Consider the following 19,586-nt stretch of genomic DNA (forward strand, 5'->3'; position numbering starts at 1 on the left):
ATCCGTGGAAAAGGTACAGATCGGGCTTTTTCAGCCGCTGAGGTGTGATGATGGAAAAGTTGGAAAAAACCCTGGAAGAATGGAAGGCGATGCTCGACCCGGAGCAGTACAACGTGTGCCGCCTCAAAGGCACCGAACGTCCGTTTTCCGGCAAATACAACGCCACCAAGACCGACGGTATCTACCACTGCATCTGCTGTAGCGAGCCGCTGTTCGACTCCACGACCAAGTTCGATTCCGGCTGCGGCTGGCCGAGTTTCTACGCGCCGATCGGCGACAGCGCCATGACCGAAATCCGCGATGTCAGTCATGGCATGATCCGCACCGAAGTGGTCTGCGCCAAATGCGATGCGCATCTTGGCCACGTGTTCCCCGACGGCCCGCCCCCGACAGGCCTGCGCTATTGCATCAATTCGGTGTGCCTGGACCTGGTACCCCGCGAGTAATGCGAGCCCTGTAGGAGCGAGCTCGCTCCTACAGTGGATTGGCGTTCGATAATTTAAATTGCACACAATTCAATTGCTCGCTATGTTTGGCTCAACTTCCCGAATCCGGAGCTTTCATCATGAGCGACAACCTGCTGAGCATCCCTTGCACCACGATCAAGGGTGAACAAAAGACCCTGGCGGATTTCGCCGGCAAGGCCGTGCTGGTGGTCAACACCGCCAGCAAGTGCGGTTTCACTCCGCAGTACAAGGGCCTGGAGGAGCTGTGGCAGACCTATAAGGACCAGGGCCTGGTGGTGCTCGGCTTTCCCTGCAACCAGTTCGGCAAGCAAGAGCCGGGTAACGAAGGGGCGATCTCCGAGTTCTGCGAGCTGAACTTCGGTGTCAGCTTCCCGCTGTTCAAAAAGATCGACGTCAATGGTGCCGACGCCCATCCGCTGTTCGTGCAATTGAAAAAGCGCGCACCGGGGGTGCTGGGTTCCCAGGGCATCAAGTGGAACTTCACCAAGTTCCTGATTGGCAAGGACGGGCAACTGGTCAAGCGCTTCGCTCCGGCGACCAAGCCGCAGGACCTGACCCGCGAGATCGAAGCCCTGCTCAAATGAACACCTTGTCAGTCGATTCGCTGAAGCTCGACAGCCAGCTGTGTTTCAAGCTTTACGCGGCTTCCCGGGCGGTGATTCGCGCCTACAAGCCAATGCTCGACCAGTTGGGCCTGACTTACCCTCAGTACCTGGCGATGCTGGTGCTGTGGGAGTGGCAGGAAGCGGCCCCGGAGCAGCCGACCGTCAAGGCGCTGGGCGAACGTCTGGCCCTGGATTCCGGCACGCTGACACCCTTGCTCAAGCGCCTGGAACAACTGCAACTGGTGCAGCGTCAGCGTTCGGCGCGCGATGAGCGTGAAGTGCACCTGAGCCTGTCGCCAGCCGGCACGGCTTTGCGCGATCAGGTCGGGCCACTCAAGGCGCGCCTGTTGTGCGACAGCGGGGTCGATCTGAATCGTCTCAACGACTTGCGCGATGGCCTCGATCACCTGTTGGGGCAGATCAAGGCACTGTCGTAGCGGGGATCCACAAATCCAGCAGGGAGGCCAGTTCTTCGCGCCGGAAGGGTTTGGCCAGGTAGTCGCTCATGCCCGCGGCACGACAGCGTTCGCGTTCCTCCGACATGGCGTTGGCCGTCAGGGCGACGATGGGCAGTTGAGGCCAGCGTCCGCTGCGGCGGATTTGCCGGCTGGCTTCATAGCCGTCCATCACCGGCATGTTGCAGTCCATCAGCACCAGGTCGAATTCCCGTTGCTCGAGCTGGTCCAGGGCCTCGCCACCATGAGCCGCGGTGGTGACCTCGCAGCCGAGTTTGCCGAGCATGCCCTTGGCTACCAACTGGTTGACCGGATTATCTTCCACCAACAGCACGCGCCCTCGGCGTTGCGGGCATTGCGTGTCGAGCCGGGTCTCGTTGACCGGGTGGGTTTGCGGTTGCAGGATCCGCCGCAACGTCTGAAGCAGCATATTGCGGGCCAAGGGGCGGGCCTGTTGTTGCAGGGGGGCGAGGGCGTTGACCTCTTCGCCGGGCATGAAGTTGCCATACGCGGTAATCAGCAGGATCGGCGCGCTGAGGGTGGGGCGCAAATTGAACAGGCATTCCGGGCAGTCGGTGATGACCACGTCGGCGGTCAGGCCAAACAGTGGGTCATCCATGGAACGCCGTTCATAGTCCAGCCCCCAGACAGGCAACTGGCTGTTCAACAGTTCCCCCAGCCCGCTGCTGGCGGCCGTGATGGCAATGACTTTGCCCTTGAGCGAAACAGCAGGCATTGCACGGGTATGACTGGGCAATGGCAAGTCCGCGCAGAACTGGCTGCCAAACCCCGCCTCGGAGCTGATGGTCAGGCGCCCCTGCATGGCTTCGCAAAGGTTGTAGGTCAGGGCCAGACCCAGCCCGGTGCCGCCAAATTGGCGGGTAATACCGGCGCCGGCCTGGGTGAAAGGCTGGAGGATCTTGACCTGGGCATCCTGAGGAATGCCGATGCCGGTATCGCACACTTCGATCCTGACGCCGTCGCCGAACGTCGACAGGCGCACGTCGACCCGCCCGAAACGGGTGAACTTGAGGGCGTTGGACAGCAGGTTACTGACGATCTGCCGCACCCGGGTCGGATCGCCGAGCACCAGTGCCGGGAAATACGGATCGATCAGGCAGGTCAGTTCGACGCTGGGGGCGGCGTTCTGCGACAACAGGTTGGCGGTGTCTTCGATCAGCGAGCCCAGGTCGAAGGGGATGTGTTCAAGTTCGAGTTGACCGGCATCGAACTTCGACAAATCGAGAATATCGTTGAGCAATTCCACCAGCACTTTGCCCGAGTCATGGGCGATCGACAGTTGCTGCTGTTGTTCGGCATTGAGCGGTCCGTCGAGGGACAGCGCGATCATCCCGAGCAAGCCATTGAGGGGCGTGCGGATTTCATGGCTCATGTTGGCCAGGAACACCGAGCGGGCTTCGGCCATGTCCAGTGCTGTCCTGCGCGCGACTTCCAGTTCCTCGTTGGATTGGCTCAGCCGGTCGTTGATCGCCTTGAGTTCGGCTGTGCGGGCCGAAACGATGTTTTCCAGTTGGCCGAGATATTCGGTCAGGCGGTTTTCCGCGTTGCGCCGCTGCTGGATTTCGGTGGCGATGTTCTTGAATTGCTGGTTGGCAGCCTTGACCAGCACACCGATCTCATCATTGGCGTGTCCGGAGGGACACTCCAGTGAGGTCGGTTCGGTGCTGCTCGGGTCGCGACCGCTGAGTTCACGGATGACCCGCACCAAGGGTTTGGTCAGCATCACATAGAACAGTGCCAGCAGGATGCCGGACAGCAGCAGGCTGCGGGCGAACCCATTGAGCAGGGTCACTTCGGCCCGGCGCAGGAACCGGTCGCCGAAGGCGTAAGTGTCGACGTTCAGCCGCAGCGTACCCAGGGATTCGCTGGGTAGATGATCCAGGTAAAGCCGGTCTTCGAACTGTCGGCTGGCGCCGAACAGGAAGTCACTGAGCATCCGGTAACCGTTTTCCACACCGGGTCGCTTGACGTTGGCCAGCACGGTGCCGTTGTTATCGATCAGTTTCGCGCTAATGATCGCCGGCGAGCGTAGCAAGCCCAAGGTCAGTTCCTTGGCGAGTTCGGCGTCGATGTTGTAGGCGATTCGCGAGGCCGGGTTGTGGCTGATTTCCAGCAATGAAAGGATTTCACGATTGATGGAGGCGTCTTCACTGGCATAATCGATGCCTATTTGCAGCAGGCTGAGCAGCGTGCCCAGAATGAAACCGACCAGCACGGTAAGCCGGGCTTGCTTGAATGACAGCCGGTTGGTGAATTTGATGTCCATGGGGGGGTGAACCACTTCCGTTTCCTTTCGCTGCTCAAGCATAGTCGATCATGCCTGCCTGCTGATGTTCTCGCGAGGCCTGTACTGTGGGGGCCGCCGCTTGTGTGACGCTGTGTTTCGTCGCTGTATCACCATCATTACTGTGAACGAGCCCGAGGAGAAGTCGTGGATTCCCGATTGAATGCTTTTCTTGAACGCGCCGATGCCGTTCTGGCCCGTATCGAGCCGTTGCTGCCGGCCCCCCGGCCAGCCATCGACTGGACGCAATGCCTGGCCGCGCGCTGGCAGCGTGAGTCGCGCGGCGGCTTTCTGATGCCGCTGGAGGTCCGCCTCGACATGCGTTTGTCGGACCTGATCGGCGTCGACCGGCAAGTCGAGCAGCTTGGACGCAATACCCAACAGTTCCTCGACGGCATGCCGGCCAACCATGCCTTGCTCTGGGGGGCGCGCGGCACCGGCAAGTCGTCGCTGGTGCGCGCCTTGCTGGCTGAGCACGCTCAAACCGGTTTGCGCTTGATCGAGATTGAACGTGATCACCTGGCAGACCTGCCGCGGGTGGTCGAGCAGATCGGCAAACTGCCCCAGCGTTTCGTGCTGTTTTGCGATGACCTTTCGTTCGAGTCGGGCGAGGGTGATTACCGAGTGCTCAAGAGCGTCCTTGATGGCTCGCTGGAACAGGCGCCGGACAACGTTTTGCTGTACGCCACCTCCAACCGTCGACACCTGGTGCCGGAAAAGGAAAGTGACAACGAAAACTGGAAGCGGGTCGATGGCGAACTGCATCCGAGCGAGGCGGTGGAAGACAAGATCGCGCTGTCGGATCGCTTCGGCCTGTGGCTGTCGTTCTATCCGTTTACCCAGGAACACTTCCTCGACGTCGTCGAACACTGGGTCGGCCAGTTGGCCGGCAAGGCCGGACTGGCCTGGCAGCGCACCGAGGAGCTGGACATCCTGGCGGTACGCTGGGCCACCGGCCGAGGTAATCGCAATGGGCGTTGCGCCTATCAATTTGCCCGTTATTGGGTCGGGCTGAAACTGTTGGAGCACAAGGCATGATCGATTTGCAGAAGAGCGGCCAGGGCCTCGAAGGCTATGGCATGTTGCACGCACAGCTTGAGTCCTTGTTGGCTGACGAGCGGGATTTCATCGCCAATGCCGCACAGTTCTCGGCGTTTCTTTTCAACCAGCTCGATGATTTGAATTGGGCCGGTTTCTACCTCAACCGTCATGAAGAACTGGTGCTGGGCCCGTTTCAGGGGCAGATCGCTTGTGTACGGATTCCGTTCGGCCGTGGCGTTTGCGGGGCGGCGGCAGCTACCTTGCAGACTCAACGAGTCGAAGATGTGCATGCGTTCCCCGGTCACATTGCCTGCGACAGCGCCTCGAACAGCGAACTGGTGGTGCCGCTGGTCAAGGACGGCCGATTGATCGGTGTGCTCGACCTCGACAGTCCGAAACTCGCGCGTTTCACCGCGCGGGACCAGGCCGGAATCGAACAGCTGGCAGCGATTTTCCTGCGCCTGACCGACTGCTGATCAAGACGCCAGGCCGGCCTTGGCCAGTAGACCCGAGGCATCCACCGCATCGACCTGCCCGGGGTCGAGGAAGCGCCTGGCGTACTGCAGATAGATCTGTGTCTTGATGAACAGCCCGAACAGCTCCGGGTCGATGTGGGCATCACGGCACATGAACGCCATGATGCCCAGCGCCTCGCTCAAGGTCTTGGCTTTTTTGTAAGGGCGGTCGGCGGCCGTCAAGGCTTCGAAGATATCGGCAATCGCCATCATCCGCGCCGGCAGGCTCATTTCCTCTCGCTTCAAGCGTTTCGGATAACCACTGCCGTCCATTTTTTCGTGGTGCCCGCCGGCTATTTCCGCGACGCTGCGCAAGTGCTCGGGGAACGGCAGATGGTTGAGCATCAGAATCGTCTGAACGATGTGGTTATTGATGACATAACGCTCCTCGCTCGTCAGGGTGCCCCGGACAATGCTCAGGTTGTACAGTTCGCCCCGGTTGTATTTGTGGGGCGGAACGTCGAGTTTGAAGCCCAGGGGATTGTCTTGTGGTATCACTTCGTTTTCGCTGCGCTCGAACAGGTGCTCGGGTTTGTCCGCCAGTAAGGGTTCGCTGACTGGCAGGGTGGGGGTGGGCGTTCGGGCCTGACGCCGGTTTTCTTCCCAGGACACGCCCAGCCGGTCATCCAGGGTCCGGGTCCAGGTGCGTTCAGCCAGACTGCGCAGGCGTTGCAGGTCGGCGTCGGCCATGGCTTCGCCGCCGAGATTGCAACGGGCCACGAAGGCGAAATCATCATCCAGCCCTGCCAGGCTGGCATTGCGCAGTTCCGCCAGCGCTTGCTCGTCGCCGCCCAGGGCGATGGCCTGCCAGTAGCTGATCCAGGCATCGCGCTTCAGTACCTCGAATCGGGTACGAATTTCGTGGATGCGATCGGTCAGGGTTTCCAGTTTCGTGGCTTTGTCGACGACGTATTCCGGCGTGGTGACCTTGCCGCAATCGTGCAGCCAGGCGGCGATGTGCAGTGCCTCCCATTCATCTTCGGTCGGCTGATAGGCGCTGAAGGCGGGCTCCTGGCTGTCTGCCGCCGCCCGGGCAAGCATCAGGGTCAGTTCCGGTACGCGCTGGCAATGGCCGCCGGTGTAGGGGCTTTTGGCGTCGATGGCGCCGGCCAGCAGTTGAATGAAGGCGTCCAGCAGCTGTTTTTGCCGGGCCTGCAGGCGCTGGCTCTCGATGCACACGGCAGCCGCGCCGGACACCGCCTGGAGAAACGCAATGCGGTCCGGCCGCAGTTTGTCCAGATCGCTCTGCTCGCCGCTGTCGGCCAACAGCAATACCAGCAGACCCACGGTTTCGTTGTGGCGATTGTGCAGGCGGATCCCGATCAGATGGACCCGAGGACTTTCCAGGGCGAGCAGTATTTTCTGCAGATCACCTGCCTGCTCGAAACCCAGGTTGCTGACGACAGTGTCGACGTTGGCCAATTGGTGCAGCCATGGGGGGCTTTGCGGATTCTTGAGCGAGTGTCCGCGGATGTCGAAGGCTTGCAGGTTTTCGGTGGTGTTATTGATGACCAGTCCGCGGGGTTCCATGTGCTCGCCATCACCTTCACGCAAATAGATGAGGCCGGCCTGGGCTTGACCGATTTTCACGGTTTCAAACAACACCCGTTCCAGCAGCGGGGCGAAACGGGTTTCGGCGCTAAGGCTGTCTGTGATCTGGAAGAAGCTCGCCAGGGTGTCTTTCATCCGTGCCATCGACACACTCAATTGGTCGACTTCGAGCACCGGCGAGCGACGGGAAAGCGGAAAATTGAAATCGAAACTGCGAATCGCATCGGCCTCCTGCACCAGGGCGCGCAAGGGTTTGACCAGGATTCTTGACGTCAGCCAACCCAGCGGCACGCACAACAGCAAGGTTGCCAGGGTAATGATCGCACCTTGCCAGCGCATCCGGTACGCGTCGACGAGCAACTCGTCTTCCGGTACCAGCAGCGCCAGTTGCAGGCCTTGGGGGCCGCCTTCCTGCATGCTGCTACGGGCCACGATCCACTGCCGGCCGTTGGCGTTCAGGCGATTGCCCTGAGGGGAACCATTGAGCAACGCACCGAGGGTGGGGCTCAGGTCCGCCGCCTTGATCAGGCGGGACGTCTGATCATCGATGATCAGCCTGCGGCTGTCGGGATAGGCAATGGCATTGCCTTCGGCATCGAACAGCACGATTTCGGTATTGGGGGTCACGACGTGCTTGGCCAGGGTCGCGCTGAGTTCGGCCAGGGTCAGGTCAGCGGCCAGGATTGCCTTGTCGCCGCTGCGTCGTGCCAGTGTCGTGCCGATGTCATGGGTGGAAAAGAAGATATAGGGTTCGGTGGTGACCTGGTCATTCTCGCCGCGGGCGCTGGTAAACCAGGCACGATTGCGTGGATCGTACGTGTCGTTCAGTTTGTCCTGACGGCTGACAAGCGCCAGGTTCCGATCAAAAAACAACGACTGGGAGTGGGCCTGGCCGCTGCTGTCATGCTCGATGCTCCAGACTTGGTAAACCGCCGTGTCCGGGGCCTTGACCAGGGTTTTGACCTCCGGGGTACGCAGCGGGCGGACCATGAAAAAGTCCCCATTGTCGTAGCCCAGGTACAGCGAAGCCAGGTTGGGGTTGTCTTCGAGTGACTGGCTGAACGGTTCGAGCAGTGCCAGGCGTTGGTCCAGATCAGGGGAACGGCCCGCCGGATTGAGTGCCAGCAGGCTCAACAGATGGCGAATGGGGTCATAGGTCGCGTGCAGGTCCAGCCGGACATCCTGCTCAATGCGGTTGAAGAGTTTTTCGCTGCTGGACAAGATGATCTGTGTGGTTTGCCGGTAGTTGAAAAACCCCAGCACCGCCCCGGTCAGCAACAATAAAAAGGTGAACATCACGCTGATATGGACATGCAGCGGAAACCGGCGTGGATCCGTGCGCAGTGGGTCAGGCATTGCGGGTTTCTCCAAAATGGTCAACACCCTGCCGAGGGACCAAGCATAGTTAAGGCTCTGGCATTTTGCCTTCGTCATATTGCTCGATCTGATGTAGCAACGCGTCCTCCAGCTCAAGCATGGCGCGCTGCATGGATTTGCAGCATCCGGACACTTTTTCGCGATCGAAATCTTCATGGCAGGCGGCTTCGAGTGCCTCGCAGCAGTCGATCAGGGGGGAGGCCTGTACTATCCGGGCTGCGCCTTTGATTTTGTGGGCGATGTCCCGCAGCGCCTGGGTATCCCCGGAGCGGGATAGCGACAAAAGCGTTGGCAGATCCTGGCGGTTGCTGCTCACCAGTTCGTTCAGCAATCGTCGGTTCAACACCGGGTTGCCCCCTGTCAGCAGTTTCAACCCGTGGAGGCTGAATGCCGGGGCTGCATGGGTGGGTTCAATGCCTTGTATCCATTGACTCAAGGCCCCGAGGCTGAGGGGTTTGAACAGGCAGTCGTTCATTCCGGCCTGTTTACAGCGTTGTATTTCTTCCGGTTGAGCATTGGCGGTAAAGCCAAGAACGGTGCAGGGAGGGCGATGGAGTTGTCGCTCATGCTGGCGAATGGCACGGGCCAGCTCATAACCGTTCATGATCGGCATGTTGCAATCGGCGATCACCAGATCAAAAGGCTGGTCTTTCCATGCCTCCAATCCTTCCTGTCCATCGGCCGCGACGGCAAATCGATGCCCAAGAAACTCCAGTTGCTGGCACGTGAGCAATCGATTGGCCGACTGATCGTCGATGACCAGAACATTCAATGGGGTTGTGGCAACGACGACCTGGGTTTCGACAACCTGGGCCAACTGTTGAAGTGGCAACGCTTCCAGCTGCAACAACACCTCCACTTGGGTGCCGATGCCCGGCTCGCTGCGCAATTGCAGGCTGCCGCCCATCATCTCGCAGAGATTGCGGCTGATCACCAGTCCCAGCCCTGCGCCTCCCCTGGCCGATTGCATGGCGTGGTCGGCCTGAGCGAAGGGTTCGAACAAGCGTTGTTGATCCTGTTCGCTGATCCCGATACCACTGTCGTGAACCTGCACCCGCATCCGCACACTCCCAGGTTGCGTTGCCGGGTGCAGGTCGACAACGACCCGGACCTGGCCTTGCTCGGTAAACTTGATGGCATTGCTGATCAGGTTGGACAGCACCTGTTTGAAGCGCAATGGGTCCAGCAACACATCGAAGGTCGGGTTTGCCGATGAAAACTCCAGTACCAGTTCGAGCTCCTTCTGTCGGGCCAGGCCTTCGAAAATCCGCACGACCGAGGTCACAAGTTCACCCGGATTGACCCGCTCCGGACTCAGGCTCAAACGTCCTGATTCGATTCTGGCGATGTCCAGAATGTCGCCGATCAATTCCAGCAACCCTTTCGCCGAGTTGTAGGCGACATCGATGGCCGCACGCTCCGGGTGCTGATGATCAAGACGCTTGAGTGTCAGTTCAAGCATGCCGATGATTGCATTCATCGGTGTGCGGATCTCATGGCTCATCGTGGCCAGAAACGTGCTTTTGGCCCGGTTGGCGTTATCGGCGCGTTCTTTCGCGCAACGCAGATCATCAAGCAGTTGCCGCCGTTCGCTGATGTCGATCCAGCCACCGATAATGCCTTGCACTTTTGCGCTGGAATCCCGATAGGGAAGAATCCAGTGATAGATCGTCAGCCGCCGGCCACCAATGTGCAGCTCGCGATCGACGATCAACGGTTTGCCCTCGGCCACCACGCGCTGGTAGTCGGCCTGGTACTCCCGTGCTTCGAACACATTGCTCATCGATCCCTGCATGACGCTTTTGCCGATGACATCTTCACGCCGGGCGCAGAACGCTTGCAGGTAACTGTCGTTGCAACTTTGCAGCAGCCCCTGGCGATCACGCACGTAGATCGGATGGGGTGTGCCATTGACCAGCGATCGCATGAACTCGAACTGATCGTTCAAGGCACGCTCGGCGGCCTTGCGTTGCTTGATCTGGCGTCGCATGTAGTCGTTCCACACAACGGAAATCAGCAATAGCACGCCTGCACCGATGACAATTTGGTAGAACAGTCTTTGATAGTTGCGCCAGGTGCTTTGCGAGGACGCCGAATAGCCGCGCCAGCGACTGTTGATGATGCCCAGTTCTTCCGGCGAGATGCTCAGCAACGCCTTGTCGAGAATGGCGTTCAGTTCTTTGGCATCCCGAGCGGTAGCAAGGGAAAACGCCGCCTGCTTGGTGCCGATGGTGGTGCTGATTTGCAATGAGTGCTCGAACAGCCGAGAGGAAATGAAGTAATTGGCAATGACCAGTGAGTTCACCGCGCCCTCTGCCTGGCCTTCGGCGAGTAACTCTACGGCGCTGAAGGTATCCGGGGTTTCGATCAACTTGATCCGGGGGAACTCTCTGCGCAGGTACTCCATGAGCGGATTGCCGCGGGCAATGGCCAGGCGCTTGTCCTGTAACTGCGTGAGGTTGGTCGGGCTGTCGGCGGCTTTGCGGGTCAGCAGGACGTAGGAATTTTCCAGAAAAGGGCGGGTAAAGTTCAGCTGGGTTTGACGTTCGGCGCTGGGGAGCAACGCGGCAATCACATCTACCCTGTTGTCCTTGATCTGTTTGATCATCTCGTCATCGCTTCGACTGCTCCGGATATCGAAGCGCAAGCCGGTACGCAGCCTGATCAGTTCAAGCAAATCCGCGGTGACCCCACGAAAATTGCCATTGCTATCGAAAAATGTCAGTGGCGCAAAGGCTTCGTTGACGACAACGCGCACAATCGGGTGGTGGCTCAGCCAGCGTTCTTCCCGGTCAGTGAGCTGCAGCTTTTGATCGGTCAGCAGAATGTCGCTGCCTGCGCTCCAGCGTTTGGCTATGTTTTCCCGTTCACTGGAGGGGATGGCCGTGATCATCGCGTTGATGATGCCAAGCAGTTCGGGGTTGTTCCGGTTGACGGCGAAGCTGAAACCAAAGGCTTCATGTTTGCCGAAGTTGGCCATGCGGATATTGTTCAGGTACCCCTTGTTGATCATGTAGTGAGTTGAAATGGTGTCACCGAGAAACACGTCCGCCTGATCGAAAGCAACGGCATTGATCGCATTCTGGTAGGACGGATAGGAGGTAAGGATCGCCTTCGGGTACAACGCCTTGACTTCCGCCAGCGGCAAGTAGTGATACACCATGCTCAGGCGCAATCCGGCCAGGCCATCGGTGAGGGATCGGGTTTCCCCTTCGCGGGTCACCAGTACGGGTTGGTCGACGGCATAGGGTATGGACAGGGCAATGTCAGCATTGCCGGCTTCGAATCCATTGGCGGTACCGAGCAGATCGACTTCGCCGTTCTCCAGCGCAGCGATCGCGGCCCCTCGGGAATCGAAACGCTGAACCGTGACGGGCAGACCGGTTACTTTTTCCAGGAGACCGGCGTAATCGGCGGTAAACCCTTCATAGTCCCGGCCACTGGTGGTCAGGTCGAATGGGGGATAGTCCGGGGCCGACGTACCGAGCGTCAGTTGATTTTTTTGTGTTATCCATTGTCGCTGGGATTCATCCAGCCGAACCTCCAGCGCACCGGCATTCGAGCGGCCGAGCAGCCTGTAGCTTTCATTGCCCGGTGCCCCGAACAACGAGGTGCTCACGCATAGACCCGCGGTCAGTTGAGCCAGATAAACCTTCAAACGGCTGGGCATCCAGGTTCTCATACGAGTGCGTTACGTTTTGCCATCTCGATCAGTTCAACCAGGGATTTGGCTTTGAGTTTTTGCATGAGGCGCTTTTTGTAGGTGCTCACGGTCTTGTTGCTCAGAAACATGCCCTTGGCAATTTCCTTGTTTGTGCGACCCTGGGCAAAAAGTTGCAAGACCATCAGTTCCCGGTCATTTACCGATTTGAACAGTTCCAGTTCGATGCAGCGTGTTTCATCTCCGCGGACGGGGTTCAAGGCCTCGCTCGGGAAATAGTTGTAACCTGCAAATACCGCTCTTATGGCGCTGACCAGTTCACTGATGTCCTCTTGTTTGCAGACATAGCCCGATGCACCCGATTGCATGCAACGAATACCAAAAAGTGTCGGGCATTGTGCTGTCAGTACCAGTGTTTTAAGAGGGGTGCTCATTGCATTGAATCGGGATAGCACTTCCAGGCCATCCAGTTTTGGAATACTGATGTCGAGAATGACCAGGTCCGGCATGCATTCGCGAACCATCTGCATGGCGTCGACCCCATTGTCAGTTTCGCCGACGACTTTGTAACCTTCATGTTCCAGCAGCATTCGAACGGCAAGGCGGATAACCGGGTGATCGTCGACAATAAAAACGGAGTTCATAATCAAGTCCCATGCGAGCTCAAATAAAGCGCGCACCATAGCTCAGATACTTGAAGGGACGCATGAACGGACCGACCTGTAGCAGCAATATAGGAAAAATCCTACAAATTAAAAAGAATAGGACTACGTATTAACTAGGTTTGTTATTAGGAAAGCTGAAAAAAGTCCAAGGGCGGGTGTGCTTTAAAAGGAAGTTGTTTGTACGTTTTTCATTGTGTATTTGTCAGTTTTTATATGTTTGTTTCTATAGTGGTGCCGAGGTCAACAAGTCTCTAAATTCAGATTGTTTCAGTGGTTTTATCAAGTAACCCAATAATGGCAGCCGGTGTTCAGTGGCTGTTTTTTCAAGCTCATCCAGTTCAGACGTCGTCAGGCTGCTCAGAATGATCGCTTGCCTGATCAGCCCTCGCTGGCTGGCGAACCGGACCAGATCCAGTCCTGTCAGATCGGGCAGGCACTGATCACATAAAAGGATGTCGAACGGTTGGTCGGCCTCGAGCAGTTGCTGCAGGGCGCCTTTGGCGCTGTCAGTGGTCGTCAGCCGGGTGAAGCCATAACTTTCCAGCAGGCATTGAGTGGCTATCAATTGGAAGGGATGGTCTTCCACCACGAGGATGCGTAGATCGTCTTTGGCCATGGGGCGCACTTCATCTGTCGAACAGAAGGGAGGGAGATTGTTTCGCGAGAGTACCGGGCAAGCGATCAGTTTGCTCGCCATGTGCTGTAGGGCGATTCGACGAAGCTTGAGTGCTGTTGGATGTTTAATGGGGGATCAGCCATAACGAATGCCGTAATGGCTGATCAATCGTTTCACCTCAGTGGCTGGCGCGGCCGGTCATTTCCAGTGCCATGTCACTGGCATAGCTGTCGGTCATGCCGGCGATGAAATCAATCATGCGCAAAAACGAAGTATGCAAGGGGCCGTGAGGATCGGGTGCATTGTTGCCCAGCAGGTCAAGGATACGGCGGCTCTTGAATGACGGCATACGCCCGTTGTGCTGCTCCAGCGCAGCACCGCAAAAGGCGTTGAGCAGGATTTCCAGCGTGGTGTAGGCGCCGATCTCGTGCAGGGTCTTGCGCTTGTCCTGGAAGATTTTCTTGCGGGCCATGTCCTTGGCATTGAGCACACAACGCTTGGCGGGCCCGTGCATGTGTTCCACCAGATCGCCGGGCAATGTACCGGCCAGCAGCGCATCCTGTTGCTCGACGAAGGCGCGGGCCGCGGCATTGGTCAGGTGTTCGATGGCTTTACCGCGCAGGATCGCCAGTTTGCGTCGGCGCGAATCGCCGGGACCGAGCTGGCGGTAGGTTTCCGGCAAGTCATCGCCCACCAGGCCCAGCAGCAGGGATTCGACTTCGGCGTATTCGAGCAACTCCATTTCCAGGCCGTCTTCCAGGTCGATCAGCGCATAGCAGATGTCGTCGGCGGCCTCCATCAGGTACACCAGCGGGTGCCGCGCCCAGCGTTGCTCCTCCAGTTGTGGCAGGCCGAGCTTATGGGCGATCTGCTCCAGCAGCGGCAGCTCGCTCTGATAACAGCCGAACTTGTGTTTCTTGTAGCCCAGCGAGTCGGCGTGCCTGGCCGTCCATGGATACTTCAGGTACGTGCCCAGCGTTGCATAGGTCAGTCGGGTGCCGCCGTCGAACTGGTGATACTCCAGTTGGGTGAGTACCCGAAAGCCTTGGGCATTGCCTTCGAAATTCAGGAAGTCATTGCGCTCGGCTTCACTCATTGCATCCAGCCAGCCACGGCCGGCGGCTTGCTGGAACCAATGGCGGATCGCGTCTTCACCGGAATGGCCGAACGGCGGGTTGCCGATGTCGTGTGCCAGGCAGGCCGATTGCACCACCATGCCCAGGTCGCTGGGTTCGCACCATTCGGGCAGGGTCCTGCGGATGGTTTCGCCGACGCGCATGCCCAGTGAACGCCCCACGCAACTGACTTCCAGCGAGTGGGTCAGGCGCGTATGGATGTGATCATTGCTGGACACCGGATGGACCTGGGTCTTGCGCCCGAGGCGGCGGAAAGCCCCCGAGAAAATGATGCGGTCGTGGTCTTTGTGAAAAGGGCTGCGGCCGAGTTCTTCAGGGCTGTGCAGAGGTTTTCCGAGGCGTTCGCGGGTAAGCAGTGTGTGCCAATCCAAGGCGGGTCTCTCCGTCAGGTGTCTGATGGCCTAGCTTCCCGTTTCGCGCCATGACCTGCAAGCGGAACTACAACCCGGTGGCGTCGATATCGAGGTCTCCTTGCAAGATCATTTTCTGGAGGGTGCCTGTTGACCGGGCAGGCGCACAGGATTGCACCCCTCGATAGAGGGGCGCATCCCGTCGACATGGCAAGAAAACAGCCAGAAAAAACTGATCAGTCTTTGCGCGAAGAACCCTGCAAGATCAGCTTGATCAGCGGCCCCAGTGTGGTGCCGAGGCGGACCAGCCGGGTCAGGCTGCTGAGGCCATCCCCGTTTTTCGCACCCTTTCCGGTCAGAAAACCCAGCAAGGTAACGGCAGCCACGCCCCAGAGTGGAGCGTGCTTGATGCCGAAGCCGTCCTGCAGGTTTTGCGTCATCCCGCGTACCCGTTGCAAGGGTTGCAGCAGTTGCGCGGACTCGTGGCGGATTTCCTGACGATGCATTTCCATGCGCAGGCGGATAAGGGCCTTGCGCATTTCCGCGCGCGAGCTGTTTTGTGGCAATTCAGGCAGGCTCATGGCAGCAGGCGCTCCCGATCGTTGGCCAGCTCTTGCAGCGTACCGTTGAAGGGCGAGGACTCATCGAAAATCGCTGCCCTCAAACGCATCGCGCAGAATATGGCGGCGAGGGTGTAGAACACGCAGAGACCGATGATGGCGGTCAGGCGATAGGTGTCCCAGAACAGGATAAGCACCAGCGTCGACAGCCCTACCAGCAGCAACAACGCAAACACCAGCGCCAGGCCGGCAAACAGCAACAGGCTGACGGTGCGGGCTTTTTGTTCCTGCAATTCGATGCCGAACAGCTCGACATGGCTGTGCAGCAACCCAAGGAAGGCAGCACCCAGGCGCCGCGATGAGGAGCTTGTACCCGTCACGGACGGGCCGGATTCGCCGATCGACATATCAGCGCCGACTTGCCAGCAGGCCGATCAGGAATCCTACGCCGGCCGCGATCCCGACAGATTGCCAAGGGTTGGCCTGGACATAGTCTTCAGTGGCGGTGACAGCAGCCTTGCCGTGTTCGCGCAGGGAGTCTTCGGTCAGTTTCAGGGTTTCACGGGCACGCAAGAGGCTGTCGTGTATCTGCTCGCGCAACTCGTCGGCCTGATCGCCGGCCAGGGTCGCGGTGTGCTCCAGCAAGCGTTCGGTGTCACTGACCAGTGTCTGAAAGTCGTTCATCAGGATTTCTTGAGCAGTCTTTGCCTGGGTGCGGGCCATGGTGGATCTCCTTAAGTGGCTTTCTGATGCGTTCGAGTATGAGCCTTCGGCGAAGGTTCAGTACAAATGGCTGGTACAACTTTTGCTGGGTCGTGGTGCGCCGGTCCGCACCATTGCGCTATTGCCGGGCATGATTTCAGTAAAACCGTAGGACCAACAATCAAAAACTCGCGTAAACGTCCAGGGCGCGTTTTTCCTGGGCGGCGTCCGCGCCCCAAAGTGGTTCAACGGGATCAGTGCTCTGATGCCTTGAAGCTGCAACTTGGTGCGCTGGCAGTCATCGCGAACTGCTTTGGTGCTTTTTTCTGCCATAAGGTCTGCCCATTCCATGGAAAATCTGCAAAGCGCTGTGGACACCCTGGTCCATAGCTCCAACACATTGTTCATTTTGATCGGCGCGGTCATGGTTCTGGCCATGCACGCCGGTTTCGCCTTTCTCGAAGTCGGAACCGTGCGCCAGAAAAACCAGGTCAATGCGTTGTCGAAAATCCTCAGCGACTTCGCCGTTTCGACACTGGCCTACTTCTTTATAGGCTATTGGATTTCCTATGGCGTGACGTTCATGCAGCCAGCGGCCTTGCTCAATGCCGACCATGGTTATGGACTGGTGAAGTTTTTCTTTCTGCTGACCTTTGCCGCGGCGATCCCGGCGATCATTTCCGGAGGGATCGCCGAGCGCGCCCGGTTTGTCCCCCAGCTGTGTGCAACCGCGTTGATCGTCGCGTTCATCTATCCGTTCTTCGAAGGCATTGTCTGGAACGGGAACCTGGGTTTGCAAGCCTGGTTGCTGGAGCGTTTTGGCGCCGGTTTCCATGATTTCGCAGGCTCCGTGGTGGTGCATGCCATGGGCGGTTGGCTGGCACTGGCGGCGGTGCTGTTGCTCGGGCCGCGTAATGGCCGCTATCGCGAGGGCCGGCTGGTCGCGTTCGCGCCATCGAGCATCCCGTTTCTGGCACTGGGCTCGTGGATCCTGATTGTTGGCTGGTTCGGTTTCAACGTCATGAGTGCACAAACCCTGCAAGGTGTCAGCGGACTGGTGGCGGTGAACTCGTTGATGGCCATGGTTGGCGGTACCGTGGCGGCGCTGATTATCGGGCGCAACGACCCCGGCTTTCTGCACAACGGCCCGTTGGCGGGGCTCGTGGCAATCTGTGCCGGTTCCGACCTGATGCATCCTGTGGGGGCGCTGGTCACCGGTGCCGTCGCGGGGGCGCTGTTTGTCTGGTGCTTTACCGCGGCCCAAGGCAAATGGCGCATCGACGATGTGTTGGGGGTGTGGCCGTTGCATGGCTTGTGCGGCGTGTGGGGCGGCATCGCCTGCGGCATTTTTGGCCAGACCGCTTTGGGCGGGCTGGGCGGGGTCAGCCTGATCAGCCAGATGATCGGCACCGCGCTGGGTATCACCGTGGCATTGGCCGGCGGGTTTGCGGTGTATGGCGTGATCAAGGCGCTGCATGGATTGCGCCTGAGCCAGGAAGAGGAGTATTACGGCGCGGACCTGTCGATCCACAAGATCGGCGCCGTGAGCCAGGACTGACTCGGGTTTCTTTATCGCCGGTTGCATCAGGGCAGGGAGGGCTCAATGGCTCGACGGTTTTTCGGGGCAGGCCTAGAATGGTCACTTCATTTTCTGGTTGAGCGCTCATGCTTCCCGAATGTCAGCTGTTCGGCACCCTTGGATGCCATCTCTGTGAAGTAGCCGAAGCCATGTTGATGGAGTTCGTCGAGCGCGGCCTGCTGGTGGAGCTGGTGGATATCGCTGACGATGAAACATGGTTCGCAGCCTACAGCCTGCGAATTCCGGTGTTGCGACGAGTCGATACCGGCGCTGAACTGGGCTGGCCGTTCAGTGCCGATCAGGTGGTGGCGTTTCTGCGTTGAGCGGTTCTTGTGCTGGTGACATGTCCCGCCTGTCGAACTTTGCGATTGATCCTCTTGGCTTATTCGGTGTTGATCGGATACTGTATGCGCATACAGTTATTTGCGGTGCCTGCCTTGCCGTTCCTGATTTTCGGGAGTGAGCAGGCAAGCCCGGGCGTCAGAGGGATGAATCGTGGTCAATGTCGAACAGTTGAAGAACAGCGTGAACCGGATGTCCGCGGACGTCGTGCGCGAGGCTGTCCTTGAGTTGCGTCTGGATGGTCTGGTGACCGAGGGGAAAACACCCTTCAACAAAACGCATTTCAATACCTGTTTCGCAGAAATCGAAGCCTTGTTTCAGCGCGCGGGTTATCACCGGCAACTGGATGTCGTGGGTTATCAGGGATTGTTGTACGCCCTGTATGACCCCGCTCGCTGGGAGGCGGTCGATGTACTGCGCTGGCTCAAGGAGTACACCGAAGCGGCGGCGCGCGCACAGATCCCGGCTTGAGGAATCTTGGGGGGGCGTTCTCAATTGGTTTTCACGCCGCGCCGGAAAAACTAATTGAGAACGCCCCCTAGGTTCATTCCCCTTGCTGTTGGATAATGCCGCTCTGCACTGAGGTTAGAGCTTTCGTATGTCCACTTCTTCATTTTCCGCGGCACACAGTCAGGCCAGTACGCTCTACTTGCCACCTGGCCCGTGGCGGACCGTTGTCGATTGCCTGTGTGAGCATTTCAGCGCCATCAGTCGTGAACAATGGCTGGACAGGATTGCCCGTGGCCGGGTCCTTGATGGGCAGGGCACTCCGATTGCCCTCGATCTGGCCTACAGGGAAGGTTTGCGGATTCATTATTTTCGCGAAGTGCCGGATGAAAAACCGATCCCGGTGATCGAGTCGATTCTGTACGCGGACGAGCACCTGGTGGTGGCCGACAAGCCACATTTCCTGCCCGTGACGCCGGCTGGCGAATACGTCGAACAGACGCTGCTGCGGCGCTTGATCCGACGCCTGGACAATTCGCACCTGGTGCCATTACATCGCATCGACCGGCACACCGCGGGGCTGGTGCTGTTTTCCTCCAATCCGCAGACCCGTTCGGCTTATCAGTCGTTGTTTCCAACCCGGCAAATCGAAAAACGCTACGAGGCCATTGCAAAGGCGTTGCCCGGCCTGGCTTTCCCGTTGGTGCATAAAAGCCGACTGGTCGATGGCGAGCCGTTCTTCCGCATGCAGGAAGGTCCGGGGGCCAGCAACACCGAGACTGCGGTAGAGGTCAGGGAGAAACAGGGAGATTTCTGGCGTTATGGTCTTTACCCGGTAACGGGCAAGAAACATCAGTTGCGGGTCCATATGGCAGCGTTGGGAGCCGGTATCTGCAACGACCCGTTTTACCCCGAGGTGCTCAAGGATGCAGAAGATGACTACGCCAATCCTTTGAAATTGCTGGCTCAGGGGCTGAAATTTATCGATCCGGTCACCGGCCGGGAGCGAGCGTTCGAAAGTGAAATCACCTTGCAATGGTGATCGAAAAGCGTCCCTGAAGCGCTAATGCCAGTCAGTTAAACGGTAGTGCGATCTGTAGCAGCTGCCGAGCCCGCGAGGCTGCGTTCGGCTGCAAAGCAGTCGTAAAATCAGTCATTGCGGTACGTCAGGCAGGCCGCGTCAGCTGGACTCACGACTGCTTCGCAGCCGAA

18 protein-coding genes are annotated in these 19,586 nt (G+C 58.7%); 9 read left to right on the plus strand and 9 right to left on the minus strand.

Translation table 11 applies throughout. The features are described 5' to 3' along the window. The first annotated feature begins 50 nt into the window (after positions 1-50). The 3 genes from msrB to AC07W4_RS12240 all read left to right on the plus strand — a co-directional run bounded on the left by msrB (position 51) and on the right by AC07W4_RS12240 (position 1,509). Positions 51-446, plus strand: a complete 396-nt coding sequence (gene msrB / locus AC07W4_RS12230) for a peptide-methionine (R)-S-oxide reductase MsrB (protein WP_008049084.1) — start codon at positions 51-53, stop codon at positions 444-446. A gap of 119 nt (positions 447-565) precedes the next feature. Continuing rightward, complete coding sequence (locus AC07W4_RS12235) at positions 566-1,051, plus strand: glutathione peroxidase (protein ID WP_056727098.1); 486 nt, start codon at positions 566-568, stop codon at positions 1,049-1,051. Further along, positions 1,048-1,509 carry a MarR family winged helix-turn-helix transcriptional regulator gene (locus AC07W4_RS12240; protein ID WP_046043405.1) on the plus strand — a complete coding sequence of 154 codons (462 nt, stop codon included), beginning with the start codon at positions 1,048-1,050 and terminating at the stop codon, positions 1,507-1,509. The genes AC07W4_RS12235 and AC07W4_RS12240 overlap by 4 nt, the downstream gene beginning before the upstream one ends. On the opposite strand, the gene AC07W4_RS12245 is transcribed toward AC07W4_RS12240, so the two are convergent. Continuing rightward, a complete protein-coding gene (locus tag AC07W4_RS12245) occupies positions 1,493-3,856 on the minus strand; it encodes a hybrid sensor histidine kinase/response regulator (protein WP_495032578.1) in 2,364 nt (787 codons plus the stop codon). The genes AC07W4_RS12240 and AC07W4_RS12245 overlap by 17 nt on opposite strands. Positions 3,857-3,979: 123 nt before the next feature. On the opposite strand from AC07W4_RS12245, the gene AC07W4_RS12250 reads away from it, so the two are divergent. Both AC07W4_RS12250 and AC07W4_RS12255 read left to right on the plus strand, forming a co-directional pair. Beyond that, positions 3,980-4,870 (plus strand): ATP-binding protein, encoded by an 891-nt coding sequence (locus AC07W4_RS12250; protein WP_495032579.1) that lies wholly within the window; start codon positions 3,980-3,982, stop codon positions 4,868-4,870. Continuing rightward, positions 4,867-5,349 (plus strand): GAF domain-containing protein, encoded by a 483-nt coding sequence (locus tag AC07W4_RS12255; protein ID WP_495032580.1) that lies wholly within the window; start codon positions 4,867-4,869, stop codon positions 5,347-5,349. Before AC07W4_RS12250 ends, AC07W4_RS12255 begins: the two co-directional genes overlap by 4 nt. Here the strand turns inward: AC07W4_RS12255 and AC07W4_RS12260 are convergent, their stop codons facing one another. From AC07W4_RS12260 to AC07W4_RS12295, 8 genes are all read right to left on the minus strand, one after another. Further along, the gene (locus AC07W4_RS12260; protein ID WP_495032581.1) at positions 5,350-8,295 is read right to left on the minus strand and encodes an HD domain-containing phosphohydrolase; all 2,946 of its coding nucleotides are present in this window, start codon (positions 8,293-8,295) and stop codon (positions 5,350-5,352) included. It lies immediately after the preceding gene. Between the two features lie 49 nt (positions 8,296-8,344). Continuing rightward, a complete protein-coding gene (locus tag AC07W4_RS12265; protein ID WP_495032582.1) occupies positions 8,345-11,986 on the minus strand; it encodes a transporter substrate-binding domain-containing protein in 3,642 nt (1,213 codons plus the stop codon). Positions 11,987-11,994: 8 nt separating this feature from the next. After that, on the minus strand, positions 11,995-12,621 hold the full coding sequence (locus tag AC07W4_RS12270; RefSeq protein ID WP_008049098.1) for a response regulator transcription factor: 627 nt from the start codon (positions 12,619-12,621) through the stop codon (positions 11,995-11,997). A gap of 244 nt (positions 12,622-12,865) precedes the next feature. Then, positions 12,866-13,258, minus strand: a complete 393-nt coding sequence (locus AC07W4_RS12275) for a response regulator (protein ID WP_495032583.1) — start codon at positions 13,256-13,258, stop codon at positions 12,866-12,868. 178 nt (positions 13,259-13,436) lie between these two features. After that, entirely contained in the window at positions 13,437-14,765 is a 1,329-nt protein-coding gene (locus AC07W4_RS12280) for a deoxyguanosinetriphosphate triphosphohydrolase (RefSeq protein WP_495032584.1), read from the minus strand. Positions 14,766-14,980: 215 nt separating this feature from the next. Further along, positions 14,981-15,325, minus strand: coding sequence for a hypothetical protein (locus AC07W4_RS12285; protein ID WP_008049103.1), 345 nt, complete (start codon positions 15,323-15,325; stop codon positions 14,981-14,983). Further along, positions 15,322-15,711, minus strand: a complete 390-nt coding sequence (locus AC07W4_RS12290) for a phage holin family protein (protein WP_495032585.1) — start codon at positions 15,709-15,711, stop codon at positions 15,322-15,324. Before AC07W4_RS12290 ends, AC07W4_RS12285 begins: the two co-directional genes overlap by 4 nt. 1 nt (position 15,712) lies before the next feature. Continuing rightward, the gene (locus AC07W4_RS12295) at positions 15,713-16,027 is read right to left on the minus strand and encodes an ElaB/YgaM/YqjD family protein (protein ID WP_046040614.1); all 315 of its coding nucleotides are present in this window, start codon (positions 16,025-16,027) and stop codon (positions 15,713-15,715) included. A gap of 328 nt (positions 16,028-16,355) precedes the next feature. Between AC07W4_RS12295 and AC07W4_RS12300 the strand changes: the two genes are divergently transcribed. The 4 genes from AC07W4_RS12300 (at position 16,356) to AC07W4_RS12315 (ending at position 19,416) form a co-directional block, all read left to right on the plus strand. Beyond that, positions 16,356-17,564: an ammonium transporter gene (locus tag AC07W4_RS12300; protein WP_495032586.1), complete on the plus strand. Its 1,209-nt coding sequence runs from the start codon at positions 16,356-16,358 to the stop codon at positions 17,562-17,564. A gap of 107 nt (positions 17,565-17,671) precedes the next feature. Further along, positions 17,672-17,908, plus strand: a complete 237-nt coding sequence (locus AC07W4_RS12305) for a glutaredoxin family protein (protein WP_008049107.1) — start codon at positions 17,672-17,674, stop codon at positions 17,906-17,908. Between the two features lie 172 nt (positions 17,909-18,080). Beyond that, positions 18,081-18,398: a transcriptional regulator gene (locus AC07W4_RS12310; protein WP_095946326.1), complete on the plus strand. Its 318-nt coding sequence runs from the start codon at positions 18,081-18,083 to the stop codon at positions 18,396-18,398. Between the two features lie 127 nt (positions 18,399-18,525). Then, positions 18,526-19,416 (plus strand): pseudouridine synthase, encoded by an 891-nt coding sequence (locus tag AC07W4_RS12315; RefSeq protein ID WP_495032587.1) that lies wholly within the window; start codon positions 18,526-18,528, stop codon positions 19,414-19,416. Positions 19,417-19,586: the final 170 nt, after the last annotated feature.

This window comes from Pseudomonas sp. GW821-FHT02A08, from assembly GCF_059422045.1.

Coding starts and splice junctions, on each gene's coding strand:
- AC07W4_RS12255 (WP_495032580.1), top strand. CDS start 4,867: ATGATCGATTTGCAGAAGAGCGGCCAGGGCCTCGAAGGCTATGGCATG.
- AC07W4_RS12245 (WP_495032578.1), bottom strand. CDS start 3,856: ATGCTTGAGCAGCGAAAGGAAACGGAAGTGGTTCACCCCCCCATGGAC.
- AC07W4_RS12265 (WP_495032582.1), bottom strand. CDS start 11,986: ATGCCCAGCCGTTTGAAGGTTTATCTGGCTCAACTGACCGCGGGTCTA.
- msrB (WP_008049084.1), top strand. CDS start 51: ATGGAAAAGTTGGAAAAAACCCTGGAAGAATGGAAGGCGATGCTCGAC.
- AC07W4_RS12235 (WP_056727098.1), top strand. CDS start 566: ATGAGCGACAACCTGCTGAGCATCCCTTGCACCACGATCAAGGGTGAA.
- AC07W4_RS12295 (WP_046040614.1), bottom strand. CDS start 16,027: ATGGCCCGCACCCAGGCAAAGACTGCTCAAGAAATCCTGATGAACGAC.
- AC07W4_RS12290 (WP_495032585.1), bottom strand. CDS start 15,711: ATGTCGATCGGCGAATCCGGCCCGTCCGTGACGGGTACAAGCTCCTCA.
- AC07W4_RS12270 (WP_008049098.1), bottom strand. CDS start 12,621: ATGAACTCCGTTTTTATTGTCGACGATCACCCGGTTATCCGCCTTGCC.
- AC07W4_RS12240 (WP_046043405.1), top strand. CDS start 1,048: ATGAACACCTTGTCAGTCGATTCGCTGAAGCTCGACAGCCAGCTGTGT.
- AC07W4_RS12300 (WP_495032586.1), top strand. CDS start 16,356: ATGGAAAATCTGCAAAGCGCTGTGGACACCCTGGTCCATAGCTCCAAC.
- AC07W4_RS12315 (WP_495032587.1), top strand. CDS start 18,526: ATGTCCACTTCTTCATTTTCCGCGGCACACAGTCAGGCCAGTACGCTC.
- AC07W4_RS12275 (WP_495032583.1), bottom strand. CDS start 13,258: ATGGCCAAAGACGATCTACGCATCCTCGTGGTGGAAGACCATCCCTTC.
- AC07W4_RS12305 (WP_008049107.1), top strand. CDS start 17,672: ATGCTTCCCGAATGTCAGCTGTTCGGCACCCTTGGATGCCATCTCTGT.
- AC07W4_RS12260 (WP_495032581.1), bottom strand. CDS start 8,295: ATGCCTGACCCACTGCGCACGGATCCACGCCGGTTTCCGCTGCATGTC.
- AC07W4_RS12285 (WP_008049103.1), bottom strand. CDS start 15,325: ATGAGCCTGCCTGAATTGCCACAAAACAGCTCGCGCGCGGAAATGCGC.